General features: G+C 62.0%; 12 protein-coding genes. 7 read left to right on the plus strand and 5 right to left on the minus strand.

Features of this window, described 5'->3' with window-relative positions:
- Positions 1-67 precede the first annotated feature (67 nt).
- The 5 genes from LAN64_07565 to LAN64_07585 are packed head-to-tail and all read right to left on the minus strand — an operon-like array spanning position 68 to position 7,612.
- Entirely contained in the window at positions 68-1,948 is a 1,881-nt protein-coding gene (locus LAN64_07565; GenBank protein ID MBZ5567694.1) for a cytochrome c3 family protein, read from the minus strand.
- The gene (locus tag LAN64_07570; protein MBZ5567695.1) at positions 1,945-2,946 is read right to left on the minus strand and encodes a 6-bladed beta-propeller; all 1,002 of its coding nucleotides are present in this window, start codon (positions 2,944-2,946) and stop codon (positions 1,945-1,947) included. Before LAN64_07570 ends, LAN64_07565 begins: the two co-directional genes overlap by 4 nt.
- A gap of 52 nt (positions 2,947-2,998) precedes the next feature.
- Entirely contained in the window at positions 2,999-5,764 is a 2,766-nt protein-coding gene (locus tag LAN64_07575) for an AMIN domain-containing protein (protein ID MBZ5567696.1), read from the minus strand.
- 59 nt (positions 5,765-5,823) lie between these two features.
- Positions 5,824-6,453: a cytochrome c3 family protein gene (locus LAN64_07580; GenBank protein ID MBZ5567697.1), complete on the minus strand. Its 630-nt coding sequence runs from the start codon at positions 6,451-6,453 to the stop codon at positions 5,824-5,826.
- 55 nt (positions 6,454-6,508) lie between these two features.
- Positions 6,509-7,612: a 6-bladed beta-propeller gene (locus LAN64_07585; protein ID MBZ5567698.1), complete on the minus strand. Its 1,104-nt coding sequence runs from the start codon at positions 7,610-7,612 to the stop codon at positions 6,509-6,511.
- A gap of 875 nt (positions 7,613-8,487) precedes the next feature.
- Here LAN64_07585 and LAN64_07590 point away from each other — a divergent pair.
- The 7 genes from LAN64_07590 (at position 8,488) to LAN64_07620 (ending at position 17,627) form a co-directional block, all read left to right on the plus strand.
- Positions 8,488-9,189 carry a NapC/NirT family cytochrome c gene (locus tag LAN64_07590; protein ID MBZ5567699.1) on the plus strand — a complete coding sequence of 234 codons (702 nt, stop codon included), beginning with the start codon at positions 8,488-8,490 and terminating at the stop codon, positions 9,187-9,189.
- Positions 9,186-9,782 (plus strand): cyclic nucleotide-binding domain-containing protein, encoded by a 597-nt coding sequence (locus tag LAN64_07595; protein ID MBZ5567700.1) that lies wholly within the window; start codon positions 9,186-9,188, stop codon positions 9,780-9,782. Before LAN64_07590 ends, LAN64_07595 begins: the two co-directional genes overlap by 4 nt.
- 33 nt (positions 9,783-9,815) lie before the next feature.
- Positions 9,816-10,139: a cytochrome c gene (locus tag LAN64_07600; GenBank protein ID MBZ5567701.1), complete on the plus strand. Its 324-nt coding sequence runs from the start codon at positions 9,816-9,818 to the stop codon at positions 10,137-10,139.
- 305 nt (positions 10,140-10,444) lie between these two features.
- On the plus strand, positions 10,445-12,058 hold the full coding sequence (locus tag LAN64_07605; GenBank protein ID MBZ5567702.1) for an FAD-dependent oxidoreductase: 1,614 nt from the start codon (positions 10,445-10,447) through the stop codon (positions 12,056-12,058).
- 122 nt (positions 12,059-12,180) lie between these two features.
- Positions 12,181-14,256 carry a transketolase gene (gene tkt / locus LAN64_07610; GenBank protein ID MBZ5567703.1) on the plus strand — a complete coding sequence of 692 codons (2,076 nt, stop codon included), beginning with the start codon at positions 12,181-12,183 and terminating at the stop codon, positions 14,254-14,256.
- Between the two features lie 3 nt (positions 14,257-14,259).
- Positions 14,260-14,748: a ribose 5-phosphate isomerase B gene (rpiB, locus tag LAN64_07615; GenBank protein MBZ5567704.1), complete on the plus strand. Its 489-nt coding sequence runs from the start codon at positions 14,260-14,262 to the stop codon at positions 14,746-14,748.
- A complete protein-coding gene (locus LAN64_07620) occupies positions 14,745-17,627 on the plus strand; it encodes a bifunctional transaldolase/phosoglucose isomerase (protein MBZ5567705.1) in 2,883 nt (960 codons plus the stop codon). Before rpiB ends, LAN64_07620 begins: the two co-directional genes overlap by 4 nt.
- The last annotated feature ends 3 nt before the right edge of the window (positions 17,628-17,630 follow it).

Raw genomic sequence — 17,630 nt, forward strand, 5'->3', positions numbered from 1 at the left:
AAAAAGCAGGTCAGCACGGCGACCATCGCGATCGCCTTTGCACCTCGTAGTTGAGCGAGCTTGGTCATCAGTTATTCGGGTATCTATACGGGTTGTGATTTTCGCCGTGGCAGGTCAGAAAACAGAGACCGGAATTCGTCCCGGTACTCAGGTAAAGCAGTAGACCGCTGCTGCTGGGCCGCACGATCGCAGTGTCGAAATTCACCAGGCTCTTGGTGGTGGCGGCTAACCCCCCTCCTTGAATTCCATGCGCCGCATGGCAGGTGGAGCAGGCAGTGCGCTCCTCGACAATGTGCATCGAGTGCCCACTGCCAGATGTAAAACTCCGGTTCTGCAGGATGCTGTTGGTGATGTCGTGGCACTTGTCGCAAAGGGCATAGGTGCCCGTCGTCCCGCCGGTGTACCTGACGCCATTGCCTGGCGGGTTTTCTACCTCATAACGGCGCTCGAGCAAGTGCGGATAGGCCGATCCATGCGGTCCGTTGGGACCCGTGCCGCCGGCACCGCGGGCTCGGTCATTATTGTGGCAGTCGCCGCAGTAGATGTAGGTGCCTGGGCCGAGGCTGCGGCCAGTGCTGCCATCCAAATTCACAATGGCAGGGCGCAGGCTGGGGGTCGCCGCCGCCGTCAGGTACCGAGGCTGCGTGACCGGGTGCCGCGCCAAGCCGGTATTGAAATCCAGCCGTACATTGTTCGGGTCAGCCAGGCGGCTGAACGTCAGCCGCACGGGCGTCCGGCCGTACACACTGTAGCCGGCGCCATCTTGAGGTTTGTTGGTGCTGTTGGCGTGACACTTGAAGCAGATCTCGTACTCGTTGCTGGCGGGGCGCAGCGCGATGGCGCCGGTGGCCTGGTCCACGCCGGAGGCGCCCAGGAGGGGGGACTGCAGCGCCGGTGGCACGTTGCTGCCGCCGGTGTTGGAGGCGGCGTGCGAATTGTGGCAGTCGACACATTCAGAGTGACGATTGCCATTCAAAGGAAACGCATCCTCGGCCGCGTCGTGCAGGCCGGTAACGGTTATTACCGGGTGGCTGTACGTCTTGCTGAATTCCCCCATGATATCGGCGATCGCCGGACTCAAGTTGGTGCCGCTGTGGCATTGGCGGCACGCCTCTTCTTCGGGGCCGCGCAGCAGGCGAGCCGCGGCGCCGGCGGGAGCGTTGTGCGACTGGTGGCAGTTGAGGCAGGCATCCGAGGCTACGTCGCCGTAGGGACCAAACATGGCGCCGCCGGCGGTGGCGTTGCCGGAGGTGCGGTGGGCGCTGCTGGTCCAGCCGTTCAAGGCGTTCGGCTGCGGCCGGGAAGGATCGTGGCAGGCCAGGCAAATCGCGCTATTGGAGTTGGGACGGACCAGGAACATGCCTGCGATGGGATCCAGGTTCGGTGTGTGCGGATCATGACAGGTCACACATTCGACGTTACCATTCCGCAGTTTTACGGTCGGATCGCCTGTAACCGGCGGGCTTAGGAACAGGTTGGGAGAGAGTTCGCCGTTGTTGGTGAGGGTGAAACTGACGGGATGGTCATCGCTCAGGTCGGTCGTCAGGTTCTTGGCGGGACTCAGAGCACCGGTTGTCGTGATCAGCCCGCTTGTGATGGTCTGTCCGAGGGCGACGGTTCCGTCGTGGCAACTCAAGCACAGCTTCGAGGTCTGGCTGGGCATCGCCGCCGCCGCTTTCATCGTGGAGCTGCTGTATGGATTGTAGGACTGCACCGGCAGGAAGCGATTCCACAGCGGCTGGACCTCGGGAAACACGTTGTGCGGCGCATGGCAGAAAATGCAGACTTGCGTTTCCGAAGACTGCACGGTTCCCGGACCGCTGGCGGACAGGTTGTGCGACGAGTGGATGACGTCCGCCGTACCTGCCGACACCGGCCCGGCCAGCCAGCTCGCGAATATCAGGACGAGGCCGCCCCCGATTACGGCCCCGGCTCGCGCCCGCATCACGGCATACCCCTTCCGCGTGCGCGCACAAACTGGAACACCTGTACACGCCGATTCAGGGCATCCGCGACAAAGATGCGGTCGTGGGGGTCAATCCAGACTCCGGCGGGCAACTGGAACTCGCCGGGTCCCGTGCCGGTGTTCCCGAAGTAGTACAAGAAATGGCCGTCGCCGTCGAAAATCTGCACGGCTTCCAGCAGCGCTTCGGCAGTGTAGATGTCGCCTTCGCTGTCCACGGCCAGTCCTTTGGGCCGGCTCAGGGACCCGGTGCTATTGCCCAGCTGGCCAAACACCCGCTGCAGCCTGCCACTGGGATCAAATCCCTGCACGCGGAAGTTCATGGCATCCAGGACCAGCAGCTCGCCGTCGCGCCAGGCGAGGTCAGTTGGGAAATTGAGTTGGCCGGGAGCGCTGCCGCGCTCTCCGAAACTGCCCAGCACGTTGCCTTCAAGGTCGAGGATGAAGATCCTGTGGCGCAGCGTGTCGCTCAGGTAGATGCGGCGCTGCGCCGAATCCACGACAATGCCGGTGGGCCGCTTGAAGATGCCCTCCCCGCCTCGCTCACCGAGGAAGCGGCGGAAGTGGAGGTCGCGGTCGAAAACGAAAATATGGCCGCGCAAGGAATCGGTGACGTAGATGTTGTCGTCGGCGTCGGTGGCGACGCCGATCGGAGATTCGAAGCGCCGATGCCGCCCGCCCTCCAGGTGATGGTACTTCTTCTGGGCGAAGTCAAAGATGTGCACCATTTGCGCGCCCGGATCGGTGACGATGATCCGTCCGTGGGAATCGGTGGTGATCGCGTAAGGTCGCACCAGGTGGCGGTACTTGGGCGCGCCCGCCACGAAGTCCACCAGCTTGTTCCAGAACGAACGTGTGGGATTGACGTCTTTTTCCGAGGCGATGGAACGCAGGTAATCGATGCGCCGCCCGCCGGCGATGACCGCGGGCGCGGGCACGTCGGCGCAAAGGCCATTCGGCGCTGTCGCAAGACACAGCCACACCGCGACCACCAGGCGCGCACCAGCTCGAATTATTTTTCGTCCAGCCAATTTCTCAAAACACCGTGAATTCACGAACCACGCGGAAAAAGAAACGATTGCGCTGGAACACATCGACGGCAAAATTCTGGTCGTGGGACAGGTAGCCGGCGTCCAGCGTGATGGAGCGGAACCGGTATCCGGCGGATACCTCCCACTCGCGATATGAATTGGTGACGGCGCCCTGCAGCCTCTGCCGGCTGGTGAGCCAGGCCACGCGTCCTGTCAATTTTTGAACCGGGTGGACGGCCAGTGCCGCGCTGCTCCAAGTAGCGCCGGTGGGCACTACCAACGTGCCCGGGAAGGCCCCCAGCAACAGGCCGCCCTGGCCGGAGGAAACCAACTGCAGGCGGGGATCGGCTTGAAAAGTCAGACCGTCGCGGATGTTGTGAGAAACGGACAGCTCAGCGGACGGATGGACTACCGAAACTGTTACCCCGTTGAGGACGGAGGAATATTGCGCGGCCAGGAAATTGTACTTGTCATTTTCGCGGTCGTAGGTCGCGCGCACCTTCCAGCGTTCCCAGAGCGAGCGCGACAAGGCCAAGTTCGCCCCGGCGCTGCGGTCGTGCACGTAGGTGCTGCCGGTGACATCTTGCAGGCTGCCGTTGACCCCGGCCGTCAGCTCCATAGAGGCCAGCGAGCCGAGGGTGGCGCTGGCGTTCGCCCGCTGGCCGTAGGTGGTGTTCGATCCCGCGGCCGCGTAGGTGAAATTTCCGCCGTTCGCGGCGTAGTAGGCCTGCAGACGCCAGAACCGGAAGCGGTGAGTCAAGGAAAGGCTGCCCTGTGCGGAGGTCAATCCGCTGGCGGAGCTTGCAATCGTGCTGGACAGCGGCGCATGCGTGGTTTCCCGCGTGACGTCGGCCTGCGCACGCAAGTCGTTGGTGAACGCGTACTGCGCCGAGCCGTTGAAACTGATCATCCGCAAGTCAGCCTGACTGGGCACTAACAGGATTGGCTGGGCGGAGGTTAAGCTGTTTCCTCCGGTAACCTGTTCGAGGAAGGCGCCCACAATGTTGTCGGTCACTCCAGCGCGGAAGGAGAATGTCAGTTTCTTGCTCGGCCGGAGGAACGAGCTGCCGGTCAAAAACCGGAAGCTTTGGTCGAACGGGCGCCCCTGGACCTGGTTCCGTGCCTTGGTTGCACCGGCCACAATGGCGGTGCTCAGCCACTCGCCGACCTCGCGATCGGCCGAAACGCGAACTTCCTGATCGTTGCGTTTGTAGAGATAAGGAGCTTGCTTAGGATCGAAGATGTTGATTAGGTCCTGCGTCGAGCGTTCTAACTTGTAGCGCGATTGCAGGTTCCAGCCCGACAATTTGTAGGTGACGTCCACCGAGAACAAACGCCCGCCGTCGACCGTCTTGGGGGCTAGGGCGGTTAGAGGCTCATAGTTGTCGGAGTACTTGGAATAACTCACTGCCAGCTCGGGAACGTTTTTCAAGTGGAGCTGCCAACTTGCTCCGAGCGAGTCTTGAAAGGTGTTGGCTTCCAGCCCGGCGAGCCGGTCGAGCGGCCCAAAGGTCACCAACGCGCGGTTTAGGCGGTGGTACGACACCGTGAACGGTGTCGCCCCACCGCCAAATAGAGTGGTAGTGACGGAAACGCCATTTCCATCGGGGAACACGCCTTCGCTGGACAGGCGGCCCAAACTGCCTTGTGGCTTGACCGTGAAATTCAGAATCTGTGGGCTGCGGACAAAGCCGGTCGCATCCAGACGCAAGCTCCCCACCGGGGAATCCTGTTGTGACACATACCCGTTGCTGGTGGAAGCCTGGTAGTAGCCGCCGGTGACGGCACCTGACACCTGCAGGCCATAGGCGCCGCCATTGCGTGGCGCCGGGACACGTTTTTCCGCTGGCAGGGTCGCCCTGATGGCCTCTTCCTCGCGTCCCAGTTCGACGTCCTTGGCTTTGCCGGTTACGCCGACACCCAGCCGCACCGGCGGCGCAACCGGATTGGTTTCGGGAACGCCGGCCGGCGCCGCTATCTCGGCTGTTTCAGCCGCCAAGGCCGGCGGACGCGAGAGTACCCCCTCCATATTGACGGGTTCAGGGACTTCCAGCGGAGGCGCCGCTATCTCTGCGGTGACGGCCGACAACGCCGTTGGCCGCGAGATTAAACCTTCGATATTGACTGGTTCCGGCGGTGGGACGTTGCCAGCAGGCTCCGCGGTGGCCGCTAACGGGGGGTGTTCAAGTTTTGCTTCGACTTCATTCGTTTCAGCTGCCCCCGCCGCCGTGCCGTGTTCAAGTTCATCCACCTTGCGGGAGCGGTGCCGTATTCGCGCCCAGAATCCTCCCGATGCGGCCGGCGCCGCCCGCGGCGACACTGTGATTGGGGCAATTCGCAGCCTCAGCTTCAACCCGTCGGGCGCCAGCGCGATCTCCATGTCGCGCTTGGGGGCCACTTCCACGCTGATCCGCGTCACGGGTTTGCCACGCAGATACCCATGATCGATGTGGACTGACTTGATTTCAGCCGTATTCACTGCGATGGAATGGATTGCACTCAATTCTGGACTCGGGATCGAATCCGGCACGTCAACGACAAATCGCTCCGGCTTGGAGAGCTGCATGGTGGTGTATTGCATGGGACCGCTGGTGGTGATCTCAATCTCCACGCCGCTGCTGCCGCGGATGAGGTCAATCCGCTCCACGACTAGCGGTCCGGCGGCGATGCTCTCTTGCGGACGAATGATGGCGGTCGCCGCCACGCTGGCGGTGATCAGCAGAATCAGGACTGGCAGCGCTGCCAGCGTCCTGCGCTTGCGGGAACTCATCCGTGCCTCGGCCTAAAATTTGCGGGAGGGAGGCGAACTCCCTCCCCACGTTGTCCTGGTTAGAGGTGGCAAGTGGTGCAGAGAGCGGAATTGGTATTCGCTTTCCGCAGGAACGACCCGTTGGTCGGGTCGTGCGTGGTGTGGCACGAGGAGCACTGGACGGTGTTGGCGGAGCCGTACAGCGTCAGTCCCCCGCTGGTGACGCTCGACACCGGCGCCAATTGCGCGTTCTTCGTCGGATCATGCGACATGTTGACCGGATGGTCATTCTGCAAGCCGAACGAATTTGCGGGATTTCCGATGGACACCGAACCCGTCGGCCCCGTGTTAGCTGTCAAGTTGGGGGTGGTCACACCGTCATGGCAGGACATGCAGAGCAGCGAGTTCATGCGTGCGTCAGTGTTTTGCAGGGGGGTGGCTCCGCCGATCTCGCTCGCCTTGTTTTGCATGCTCGGCGAATCGTAAACGCCGAACGTCTGCGTGGAGAAGTCGCGGTCCCAGAGCAGAATCTTGCCCGAAGCCGCGTTGGTGCCGCCGGTGGCCGAGGCTCCGTCGTGCGACGCGTGGCAACCCTTACAGCCCTGGGCGTTAATGTCGTGCTTGGAGCCAATGACCTTGGACGTCTGTGCCCAGGCTGCGCTGGTGATCACAAATGCTGCCAGCACAACCAGGACGATTGAGCACTTCACGAGTCCTCCTTTTGGTCCACAGTCGTGCAGACCAGGTGTTTTCGTGGGGATTCGACTACGGGGCCGTCCCGGTCCGCACAACCGCCGCTTGTTCCGGGAAATACTGAAAAATCTGCAAGCGTCCATGCCATTGGTCGGTTACATAGATCCGGTTGGATTTGTCGATTGCCATGCCGGCAATCAGAGCAAACTGGCCGGGATTCGTCCCGTAATCGCCAACCGCCAGCAGCGGACGCCCGTCGGGAGTCAAGATCTGGAAATTGTTGAATTCGGCGTCGGCGACGTACACATGCCCCTCGCTATCCACGGCGATGCCCTTGGGACGGACAAAATCACCTGGGGTAACACCATGTCGGCCGAACGCGCGCACGAATTTGCCGGCGGAGTCGAACACCTGCACCCGCTGGTTCCAGGTGTCGGTGACAAACACCTGGCCATCGGCACCGACCGCCACATTGCTCGGGGCGGAGAATTTGCCGGGTTCGCCTTTGCCCGGGGTACTGGGCCCTCCGATATGCTGCAGCCGACGAAACGAAGTGGTATCGAAGACCGCCAGTCGGTTGGCTTTTGCATCGGCGACGTACAAACGATGGAGGCGGTTGTCGAGCGCCATGCCGGCGGGTCGCTGCAGGTCGTCCATGCCAAACACCGCCAGCACCTCGCCATCAGGGCGGAAACAGGTAATCTGGTGCAGCGCCGCATCGGAGACGAACAGGCGGTCCTCGTCATCGATGGCCAGTCCAATGGGGAGCGCCAGGCGCGCGGGAGGCCGGTCGCCACGATACTCCACTCGCTTCTGTTCCAGGTTGAAGATGAACACCGCGTGATTGGCGGCATCGGCCACATAGATCTGGCGCTTGGAATCGACGGCCACGCCATAGGGCGATTTCAAGACTTGTCGCCGTGCCGGAGGCCTGGCCCCAGCGGCGCGATCCATCCAACTCCGCTTGGGAACGCCGACAACGTCGTCCGTTGCAGTGATCTGGGCGAGATAGGCGATCCGGCGCCGTTGCGGAGGTTGCGGCCACACCAGGTTGCTGGTATCGACCGGTTCCTCCTTCTTTTGCTTCTTACTGCCGGCGCACAGCAGGCTGGCTGGAACCAGCAGACACAACGTCAGGGATGCGCGGAATAGATATAGATAGCTTCTGCGGCTCATGAGTGGCGCTCTCAAGTGAGTTGCAACTCGGAACAAAACCTGCCATGCGACCGACCGCCCTTCCGTCCGGCTCCTGCGGTGTCCCTGCGCTGCCTGGTCCCTTGCTGCACGCAGCGAATACACACCGATGTACAGGACGATTGGCGTAGGTCTGGGGGGTGACCTTCGCAGCCGCCAGACTGGCCAGGTGACGCTAAATAATCAAAACGCCACGCGAAGACGCGTAGCGCGAGGCCAGTTCCGGATTCGTGGAGCGTTGCTCACCACAAACACGTGGTGCCAGATTAACCTCGGAAATGCCGACGCACACAGGGACATAAAGTCTCTAGGGACGAATTTCTCTAGGCGAGTTCGGCGCGACGCCCGGAACGTCAATGCTCGTCCCTAATTGCTGGCAGTCATTGCCGCAGTTTCTTGCCTAACCAGCCGGCTGGAATGCCCCATAGCCGCTTCGGGTTACTACTTGGGTAATTGTTCTCCGGGCTTTCAGCATGGTATAGAGCCCTACACTTTGCTGGAGTTTTGGTAGCCGTGGGGATTCGGTACCCCAGCACCGCGACCGGTTCGCAACGCCTTATGTGCACCCATCACCTGTGCCTCGCAACTGTCGGGCATTGTTGCCGCAACGTTCTTGTAGGTGGGCTGGGGCGCAGGTCAGACGACGGCTGTCGACGTGACCGCGAATGAGAAGCCGGGAACCTTCTACCTTATATGGCTTTCATGTCAAGGGACGCGCCCCGATTGCAGCACCTGCCACACCCCGGTGAAGGAAGGCTCAGTGACGTTCCAGCGACCCGGCCACGATGGTGCATGGTCTGCGGCTCCGACACTGGCCGCAAGAGTCGTGTTCCGATCTAAGTGGCAGTGGGGGAGTCATGCGGGTCAGGAAAGCTGGGCGCGTTGTCCATGTGGCCGCGCTGGCGCTCACGCCGCTCCTGCTGCGCGCGCAGGAGATCTCCCGGTTTCAGAGGGACCCAGTGGAGCATTTCGGCGCGCGGTTGCTGGCGGCCGTGATCGTGATCGGAATCGCAGTCGTTCTCTACTCGCTGGTGCGCTACCGTGGCCGGACGTTGAGCGCCGCGTCGTGGGGGGTTCTCGCCCTGGGTGTCGGGGTCCTTCCGGTGGTTTCGTCGGGGGTCGGCACCGTTCTCGTCTTTGAACGGGCGGAGAGAGTCGAGTTTTGCGAATCCTGCCACCTGACGATGCAGGCGTTCGTCAGCGACATGAAGAATCCGAAGAGTGAGAGCCTGGCGGCCCTGCACTACAAGAACCGGTACATCCCCGACGATCAGTGCTACATCTGCCATACTTCATACGGCCTTTTTGGCACGGTGGAGGCGAAGAAGGAGGGCATGCACGACGTGTGGGTGTACTACACGCGCACCTTCAAGTTGCCGGTCAAGCTGCGCCATCCGTATCCCAACACCGATTGCCTGAAGTGCCATGCGGAATCCGTCAAGTGGCTGGGCGTGCACGACGAATTCAAGGCTTCCCTGTTCTCCGGCGAGACCAGTTGCATGCAATGCCATGGGGCGACGAATCCCGCGCACAACGTTCCAGGGGAAGTGAAGCCATGAATAAAGTTGCGACGAAGCTGGAGCGAATTGAATCCGATCCCATCATCGCCCGGCGGCTGCTGATTGCGGCGCAACTCCTGGCGCTGGTGGCATACGGGCTGGGATTACAGTTTTTGATGAACACCACGGGCGGTACGCTGTTCGTGTTTTCCGTGATCGCGCCTGCGCTGGTGGCGGTTGGAATCGCCGTTCTGCTGGGGGTGCTGGCGTGGAAGTTCCTGCGGAGCCATAGCCTGTTCTACTTTGAGGAATTCGATCCAGGACAGTTCATCTTCCAGCAGGGCGACACAGGCGACTGCGCCTACTTCATCCACAGCGGTGAAGTGGAGGTGGTGACCGGATCGGGCGGGCAGGAACAGCTCGTGGCGAAACTTCAGCCGGGCCAGTATTTTGGCGAGATGGCGTTGATCACCAGCCACCCTCGCAACGCCACCGTGCGCGCGACTACGAAGACGACGGTTGCGGTGCTGGGGAAGGAGAATTTCCTCACCCTGGTCAGCGTGATCCCTTCCACCCGCGAAGACATTATGAATACTGTCAACAAAAGGGCCATGCAACAAGCCGCAGGTCTGTTACGGCGTACCGACCGCTAAAACAACAAGGAGAACGAGAAGATGAGCGCGTACATGTTTCGAACCGCAGCGTCGATCCTGGTAATCATTGTGGTGGCAATCACGCCCGCGCTGGCGGCGGATGTCGCCGCCGGCCACGCCGTGTACGACAAGAAGTGCAAGATGTGTCATGGCGCCAATGGCGAAGGGAATCCGGCAATGGCCAAGATGTTTAACACCACCATCCAGCCGCTGGGTTCGCCTGAGGTACAGAAGATGAGCGACGCCGACCTGAAGAAAGTCATCAAGGAGGGCAAGGGCAAGATGAAACCGCCTGCCGGGTTGACTGACGCCGACATTGGCAACGTGATCGCTTTCGTTCGCTCGCTGAAGAAGTAACTTGCTGCCGCGACAACTCGCGTGCGCAGGTTAAGAACAACGGGGGCGTGCCACGGCATGGCCCCTGATGATAACCGCGATGGTGACAAACGCCGTTGGCACGCCGATGGTGATGCTCCCGACGCGCAATCACTATCGGGTTGTATTATTGCGGAAGGCAGTGTAGGGTGCGAATCAAACCACTGGGTCGTTGGGCGACCCAATTCGCGTCGGGAGCCATTTCCAATTTGCCTGACTCGATGCAGCCGCGCGGGGTATTCTGCGTCGCGAGTTCATGAGGGCCGGCGTAGGAACGTGTGGGGACAATGCGCACTGGGGAAAAACGCATTCTGATTCTAGGCGGCGGTTTCGGCGGCGTGTATACCGCCCGTCACCTGGAAAAGCTCCTCAAGCCAAATGAGGCGGCGCTCAGCCTCGTCAACCGCGAAAACTACTGGGTTTACCAACCGATGATCCCGGAGGTGATTTCCGGCTCGATCGGTCTCACCGACGTGGTCGCTCCCATCCGCCAACTGTGTTCGCGCACGGAGCTGGTGATGCGCGAGGTGGAAGCGATTGACCTGAGGAACCGGGTGGTGACGGTGAGTCCGGGGTTCCGCCCGCGGAAGATGGAACTCTCCTACGATTACTTGGTGATCGCGCTGGGCAGCACCACCAAGTTTTCCGGCATGCCCGGGATGCTGGAGCACGCCCTGCCATTCCGGAACCTGGCCGATGCAATGTGCCTGCGCAACCACGTCATCAACGTGTTGGAGGAAGCCGAAGTCGAACCGGACTCGGAGATTCGCAGCAAGTTGTTGACCTTCGTGGTGGCCGGCGGCGGTTTCTCGGGCGTGGAGGTGATTGCCGAACTCAATGATTTCATCCAGCAGGTGAAGCGGCGATTCCCACGGCTGCGCAAGGAGAAGCACCGCTGCCTGCTGATTCATTCCGGAGACCGGATCTTGCCGGAAGTGACCGCGGGACTGGCCGAGTTTGCTGAGCAACTCCTGCACCGGCGCGGAGTCGAAATCCTTTTGCACGACCGGCTGGTGGCGGCGACCTCGGAGAAGGCCATTCTGCGCTCGAAGATGGAAATCCCCACCAAGACCGTCATCTCCACCGTTCCCGCGCAGCTACCCCCGGTGCTGCAAAAGCTGGATTGCACGTACGACAAAGGCAGGTTGCTGGTCAACGGCAACCTGGAACTGGCCGGGTATGAAGGCGAGGTCTGGGCGCTGGGCGATTGCGCCTCGATCACGACGATATCGGGCCAACCCGTGCCGCCGACAGCGCAGCACGCCGTCCGCGAAGCCAAGGCGGTGGCAAGCAACATCGTCGCCGCCATCCAGGGGCGGCCCCAAAGCGCGTTCGCGTTTGAAGCCTTGGGCAAGCTGGGCTCTCTGGGGCATTACTCGGCGGTCGCGGAGACTTTGGGCATGCGCGTGTCGGGATTCCCGGCGTGGTGCCTATGGCGAACCGTCTACCTGATGAAAGTTCCCACCCTGAACCGCAAGGTGCGGATTTTCCTGGATTGGGTACTCTCCGTGGTGTTTCCTCCCGACTTGGTGGAAGTGCGGACCGCGATGGAAAGCGGCATCTGCAAGCAGCACTTCGAGGCGGACGAGATGGTCTTCTTCCAGGGTGATGTCGGCGACAAGGTGTACATCATCGAGTCGGGTGAGTGCGAGGTGCTGCAGGAACGCGACGGGGTCCAGACGGTGGTCGCCACGTTGCGTAGCGGCGACTACTTCGGGGAAATGGCAGTGCTGATGGATTGCAGCCGCAACGCGACCATTCGAGCTCGCACCCGGATGGATGTGCTCTTGGTTTCCAAGAATGATTTCGACCTGCTGAAGGCCAGCGTGCCGGCGTTCTACCAGGTCTTCAGCGAACTCGCGAAGAGGCGTTCCACAGAGGCGATGAAGAGTTCGGCTTAAAGGGCACGCATAAGATGATTGGCGAATGAGGGTCCCGCAAAGAATGACGCCGCCAGTTTCATAAGAATCGTTGTTGCGGTGCTCACGGTCCCATTCTGCTGCCATTGTTCTGTGGGGGAAGCATGGCAAGTGTCGCAGACACGGCGGTCAACCTCGACGAATTGTGCGTCAACACCATTCGCACGCTCGCGATTGACGCCATCCAGAAGGCCAACTCGGGTCATCCCGGCACGCCCATGGGCATGGCGCCCACCGTGTATGCCTTGTGGCAGCGCGTGCTGCGCTTCGATCCCGAAGATCCGATCTGGCCGAATCGCGATCGCTTTGTGCTCTCCGCCGGCCACGCTTCCATGCTGCTGTACGCGATCCTGCACTTGGTCGGCGCCAAAGCGGTGGATCCCGATTACGAGGTTCTTGGCCGGCTCAGCGTGTCGCTGGACGACATCCGGAATTTCCGCCAGTTCGGCAGCCGGGCTGCGGGCCATCCGGAATACCGCTGGACCTCGGGCGTGGAAACGACGACCGGGCCGCTGGGGCAGGGCGTTGCCACCAGTGTCGGCATGGCCATCGCGGGCAAGTGGCTCGCCGCACGATATAACCGACCGGGTTTTGACATCTTCGATTACAGAGTCTACAGCCTGTGCGGCGACGGCTGCATGATGGAGGGTGTCTCCAGCGAAGCGGCCTCGTTGGCCGGACACCTGAAGCTCAGCAATCTTTGCTGGATCTACGACAACAACCACATAACCATTGAAGGCCCGACCACCATCACCTTCACGGAAGACGTCGGCGCGCGCTTCGCTGCCTATGGCTGGAACGTGCTGCGAGTCGGCGACGCCACCAACATCGGAGCGGTCGAAGGCACCCTGCAGGCGGCCAAGACCACCAGCGACCGCCCCACGCTGATCATCGTTGACAGCCATATCGGATACGGGTCTCCGCATCGCCAGGACACCTCCGCCGCGCACGGCGAACCGCTGGGCGAAGAGGAAATCAGGCTCACCAAGCGCGCCTACGGATGGCCGGAGGACGCCAAGTTTCTGGTTCCGGACGGCGTCTACGATCACTTTCGCCAGGGCATCGGCAAGACCGGGCGTGAGCTGCGCCTGGCCTGGGAAGCCAAGTTCAAGGAGTACGAGAAGGCGCACCCGCGGCTCGCCGACGAAGTTCAGCGCATTCAGCGGCGCGATCTGCCGGATGACTGGGAGAAGAGCGTGCCGGTGTTTCCCGCCGACGCCAAGGGAATCGCGGGGCGCGACTCGTCGGCCAAGGTGCTGAACGCGGTGGCCCAGGCCATACCGTGGTTGATTGGCGGCTCCGCCGACCTGTCGCCCTCCACCAAGACGCGCCTCACGTTTGATGGCGCCGGCGATTTCCAGGCCAGCAGCTACGCCGGGCGGAACCTCCACTTCGGCGTGCGCGAACATGCCATGGGTTCCATCCTCAACGGGCTTGCGCTGTCGAAACTAAGGCCGTTCGGGTCAGGGTTTCTCATCTTCAGCGATTACGGGCGCGGCGCGGTGCGGCTCAGCGCGCTGATGGAAATCCCGGTGACGCACATCTTCACGCACGATTCGATCGGAGTCGGCGAGGACGGGCCGACCCACCAGCCGATCGAGCATCTCGTCTCGCTGCGCGCCATCCCGCACTTGATCGTGCTGCGTCCCGGCGACGCCAACGAAACCGCCGAAGCGTGGAAGGTGATCCTGCGCTTAAAACGGCAACCCGTGGCGTTGATTCTTTCACGCCAGGCCCTGCCGACCCTGGACCGTACGAAATATGCGCCGGCATCGGGCCTCGCCCAGGGGGCCTACGTGCTGGCTGACGCCGCCCCGGGCATGCCCGCAGTGATCCTGATGGCGACCGGCAGCGAGGTTGCCCTGTGCGTGTCCGCGTTTGAGCGGCTCAAGGCGGAGGGCATTCGCGCGCGCGTGGTGAGCATGCCTTCCTGGGAGCTGTTCGAGCAGCAATCGCAGGAGTATCGCGAGCGCGTTTTGCCGCCTTCGGTGCAGGCACGGGTCGCGGTGGAGCAGGCGTCCACCATGGGCTGGGCACGGTACACCGGCACAACCGGCGCCATCCTCGGCATGAAGACCTTCGGCGCCTCAGCCCCCTTGAAAGTGTTGCAGGAGGAATTCGGATTCACCCAAGACCACGTCGTGGCGGCCGCCAAGGCGCAACTGGGACAGAGGAGCTAGAGGATGCGCATCTGCGTCGGAGCCGACCACGCCGGCTTTGCTTTGAAGGAAATCGTGCGCAAGTTCTTGGCCGAGCTCGGCCATGAAGTGGAGGACCTCGGAACCCACAGCACCGACCCGGTCGATTATCCGGCCTATGCGGAAGCAGTTGTGAATGCGATCCTCTCGGGCAAGAACGAGCGCGGCGTGCTGATTTGCGGCAGTGGCGTAGGCGCATCGGTGGCTGCCAACAAGTTTCCCGGCGCTCGTGCCGGCTTGTGTCACGACACCTACTCCGCGCACCAGGGCGTGGAGCACGATCACATGAACGTGCTCGTTCTGGGAGGCAGAGTGATCGGCGAAGAAATGGCCCACGAGTTGGTCCGCGCCTTCGTCAATGCGCAATGCAGCCAAGAGGAGCGTCACCTTCGCCGCCTCGCCGAAATCGCCGCGATCGAGAAGCGGTATTGCGGCCAGTCGTCGCCTTTGGCGGGAAAGAGCACAGGATTATGACTAGCGCAGCCATTGAAAAAGAGTTCCCGATCAATCGGCTCAAGGCCCTGCAGGGCTATGGCCAGTCGGTGTGGCTGGACTTCATTCGCCGCAGCCTGATTACCAGCGGCGAGCTGGGGCGTTTGGTGGAGGAAGACGGCTTGCGGGGCGTAACCTCGAATCCGGCCATCTTCGAAAAAGCCATTGTCGGCAGCACCGATTACCAGGACATCCTGAGCGCGCCGCAGTTCCGCGATCTGGATGCCAAGGCGCTGTACGAGGAGATAGCTGTCCGCGATGTTCGCGACGCGGCTGATGTGCTGCGTCCGATTTACGACAACTCCAAGGCACGCGACGGCTACGTCAGCCTGGAGGTCTCCCCCACGCTGGCGCACGACACGGAAGGCACGCTGGACGAAGCGCGGCGGCTTTGGAAGACCGTCGGACGTCCGAACCTGCTGATTAAGGTTCCCGCCACGACCCAAGGAATTCCCGCCATCCGGCAGCTCATCAGCGAAGCCATCAACGTGAACGTCACCTTACTGTTCGCGCAATCGAGGTACGAGCAGGTGGCGGAGGCCTTCATCGCAGGGCTCGAGGACCGCCAGGCCGGCGGCCAGGACATCAGGAACATCGCCAGCGTGGCCAGCTTTTTCATCAGCCGCATTGACACGGCGGTGGATGCGCTGCTGAGCGCGGAAACCAAGACATCAACCGATGCCGGCAAGCGAGCCCGCTTGACCGGGCTGCTGGGCAAGACGGCGATCGCGAACGCCAAGATTACCTACCAGCGCGCGCGCGAAATTTACTCTAGCCAGCGCTGGAAACAGCTTGCCGCGCGGGGCGCACAGAGCCAGCGCCTGCTGTGGGCGAGCACCAGCACCAAGAACCCGACCTACCGCGACGTGATTTATGTCGAGGAGTTGATCGGGGCGGACACCGTCAACACCATTCCGCCGGCGACCTTCAACGGCTTCCGCGATCACGGCAACTTGCGCAAGAGCCTGACCGAAGACCTGGAAGGCGCGTTCGCCACCATGGAAGCGCTGGGCAAGGCTGGGATTTCCATGAAGGAAGTCACCGACAAGCTGTTGGTGGAAGGCATCCAGCAATTCGCCACCGCGTTCGAGCAACTGCTCAAGTCCACTGGCCGGCGGCTCGAAACACACGCGTCGGTCAAGATCAATCGCCAGACGTACAAGATGCCAAGGAATCTCGCTGCGGCCGTCCAGGCCACACTCGACGACTGGAAGAAGCAGGAGAAAGCGCGGCGGCTGTGGCGGGGCGATACCTCGTTGTGGACCGGCGCCGATGAAGCCAACTGGCTGGGGTGGATGGGCATTAGCGACGATCAACTGGCCCACCTTCCGCACTTGAAGGGCATTGCGGAAGAGGTCAGGACCGCCGGGTTCAAGCACGCGCTGTTGTTGGGGATGGGCGGATCTAGCCTCTGCCCGGAGGTCATGCGCCTGACTTTCGGCAAGATTCCGGGTTCACCGGAATTGCACGTGCTGGACTCCACTGACCCGGCGCAGATCAAGACCATCGAAAGCCGGATTGACTACCAAAGCACGGTGTTCATCGTGTCGAGCAAGTCCGGAGGCACGCTGGAACCCAACATCTTCAAGCAGTACTTCTTCGAGCGCGCCAAGCAGCAGTTGGGCGCTGCCGAAGCCGGCAACCGGTTCATCGCCATCACCGATCCGGGTTCGAACATGCAGCACGTGGCGGAAGGCGATCGCTTCCGTCACATCTTCTATGGGCTGAAGAGCATCGGCGGGCGCTACTCGGCGCTGTCCGACTTCGGCATGGTGCCGGCAGCCATCATGGGCGTGGACCTGCCGCGCCTCCTCAACGCGACGGAAGAAATGGTGCACGCATGCGGAGCCACCGTACCAGTCGAGGAGAATCCCGGCGTCGTGCTGGGCGCAATCCTGGGTACGCTCGGCGTTGGCGGGCGTGACAAGGTCACGATCGTAACTTCGCCCGGCATCTTCGACCTGGGCGCGTGGCTGGAGCAGTTGATTGCCGAATCCACCGGCAAGATCGGCAAAGGCCTGATCCCTGTGGACCGCGAGCAATTGGGCAAGCCGGAAGTGTACGGCAACGATCGCGTCTTCGCCTACCTGCGGCTTGACTCGGCGCCGGACAAGGCCCAGGACGCGGCCGTCGAGGCGCTGGAAGAGGCTGGACAGCCGGTAGTGCGCATCGCGGTGGAACAGGAGTACAGCTTGGGCGAGGAATTCTTCCGCTGGGAAATCGCGACCGCGGTGGCCGGTTCCGTCATCGGCATCAACCCGTTCGATCAGCCCGACGTGGAAGCCGCCAAGATCGCGACCCGCAAACTCACGGCGGAGTACGAAATGCAAGGCAGCCTGCCGCCAGAAACCCCAATTTTCGAATCCGATGGCATTCGCCTGTTTACCGATCCGAAGAACGCGGAGGCGCTGAAGAGGTCGGCCAAGCAGCAATCGTTGGCTGGCTACCTGAAGGCCCATCTCGATCGCCTCGGCGCCGGCGATTACTGCGCCCTGCTGGCGTTCATCGAGATGAACGAAGCGCATGAAGCCGCTTTGCAGGACATCCGGCACGACGTGCGCGATGCCAAGCGCGTTGCCACCTGCCTCGGCTTTGGGCCCCGGTTCCTGCATTCCACTGGGCAGGCTTACAAAGGTGGGCCTAACAGCGGCGTATTCCTGCAGATCACCTGCGACGACGCCAAGGACCTGCCCGTACCCGGACAGAAGTACACCTTCGGGGTTGTGAAGGCGGCACAGGCGCGCGGGGATTTCCAGGTGCTGGCCGACCGCGGACGGCGTGCGTTGCGCGTCCATCTCGGTCCCGACGTCAGAGCCGGGCTGGCGACGCTGGCCACGGCAGTCAAGCAGGCACTCACGTAACCA

This window comes from Terriglobia bacterium (assembly GCA_020073185.1).
Taxonomy (GTDB): Bacteria; Acidobacteriota; Terriglobia; order Terriglobales; family Acidobacteriaceae; genus JAIQGF01.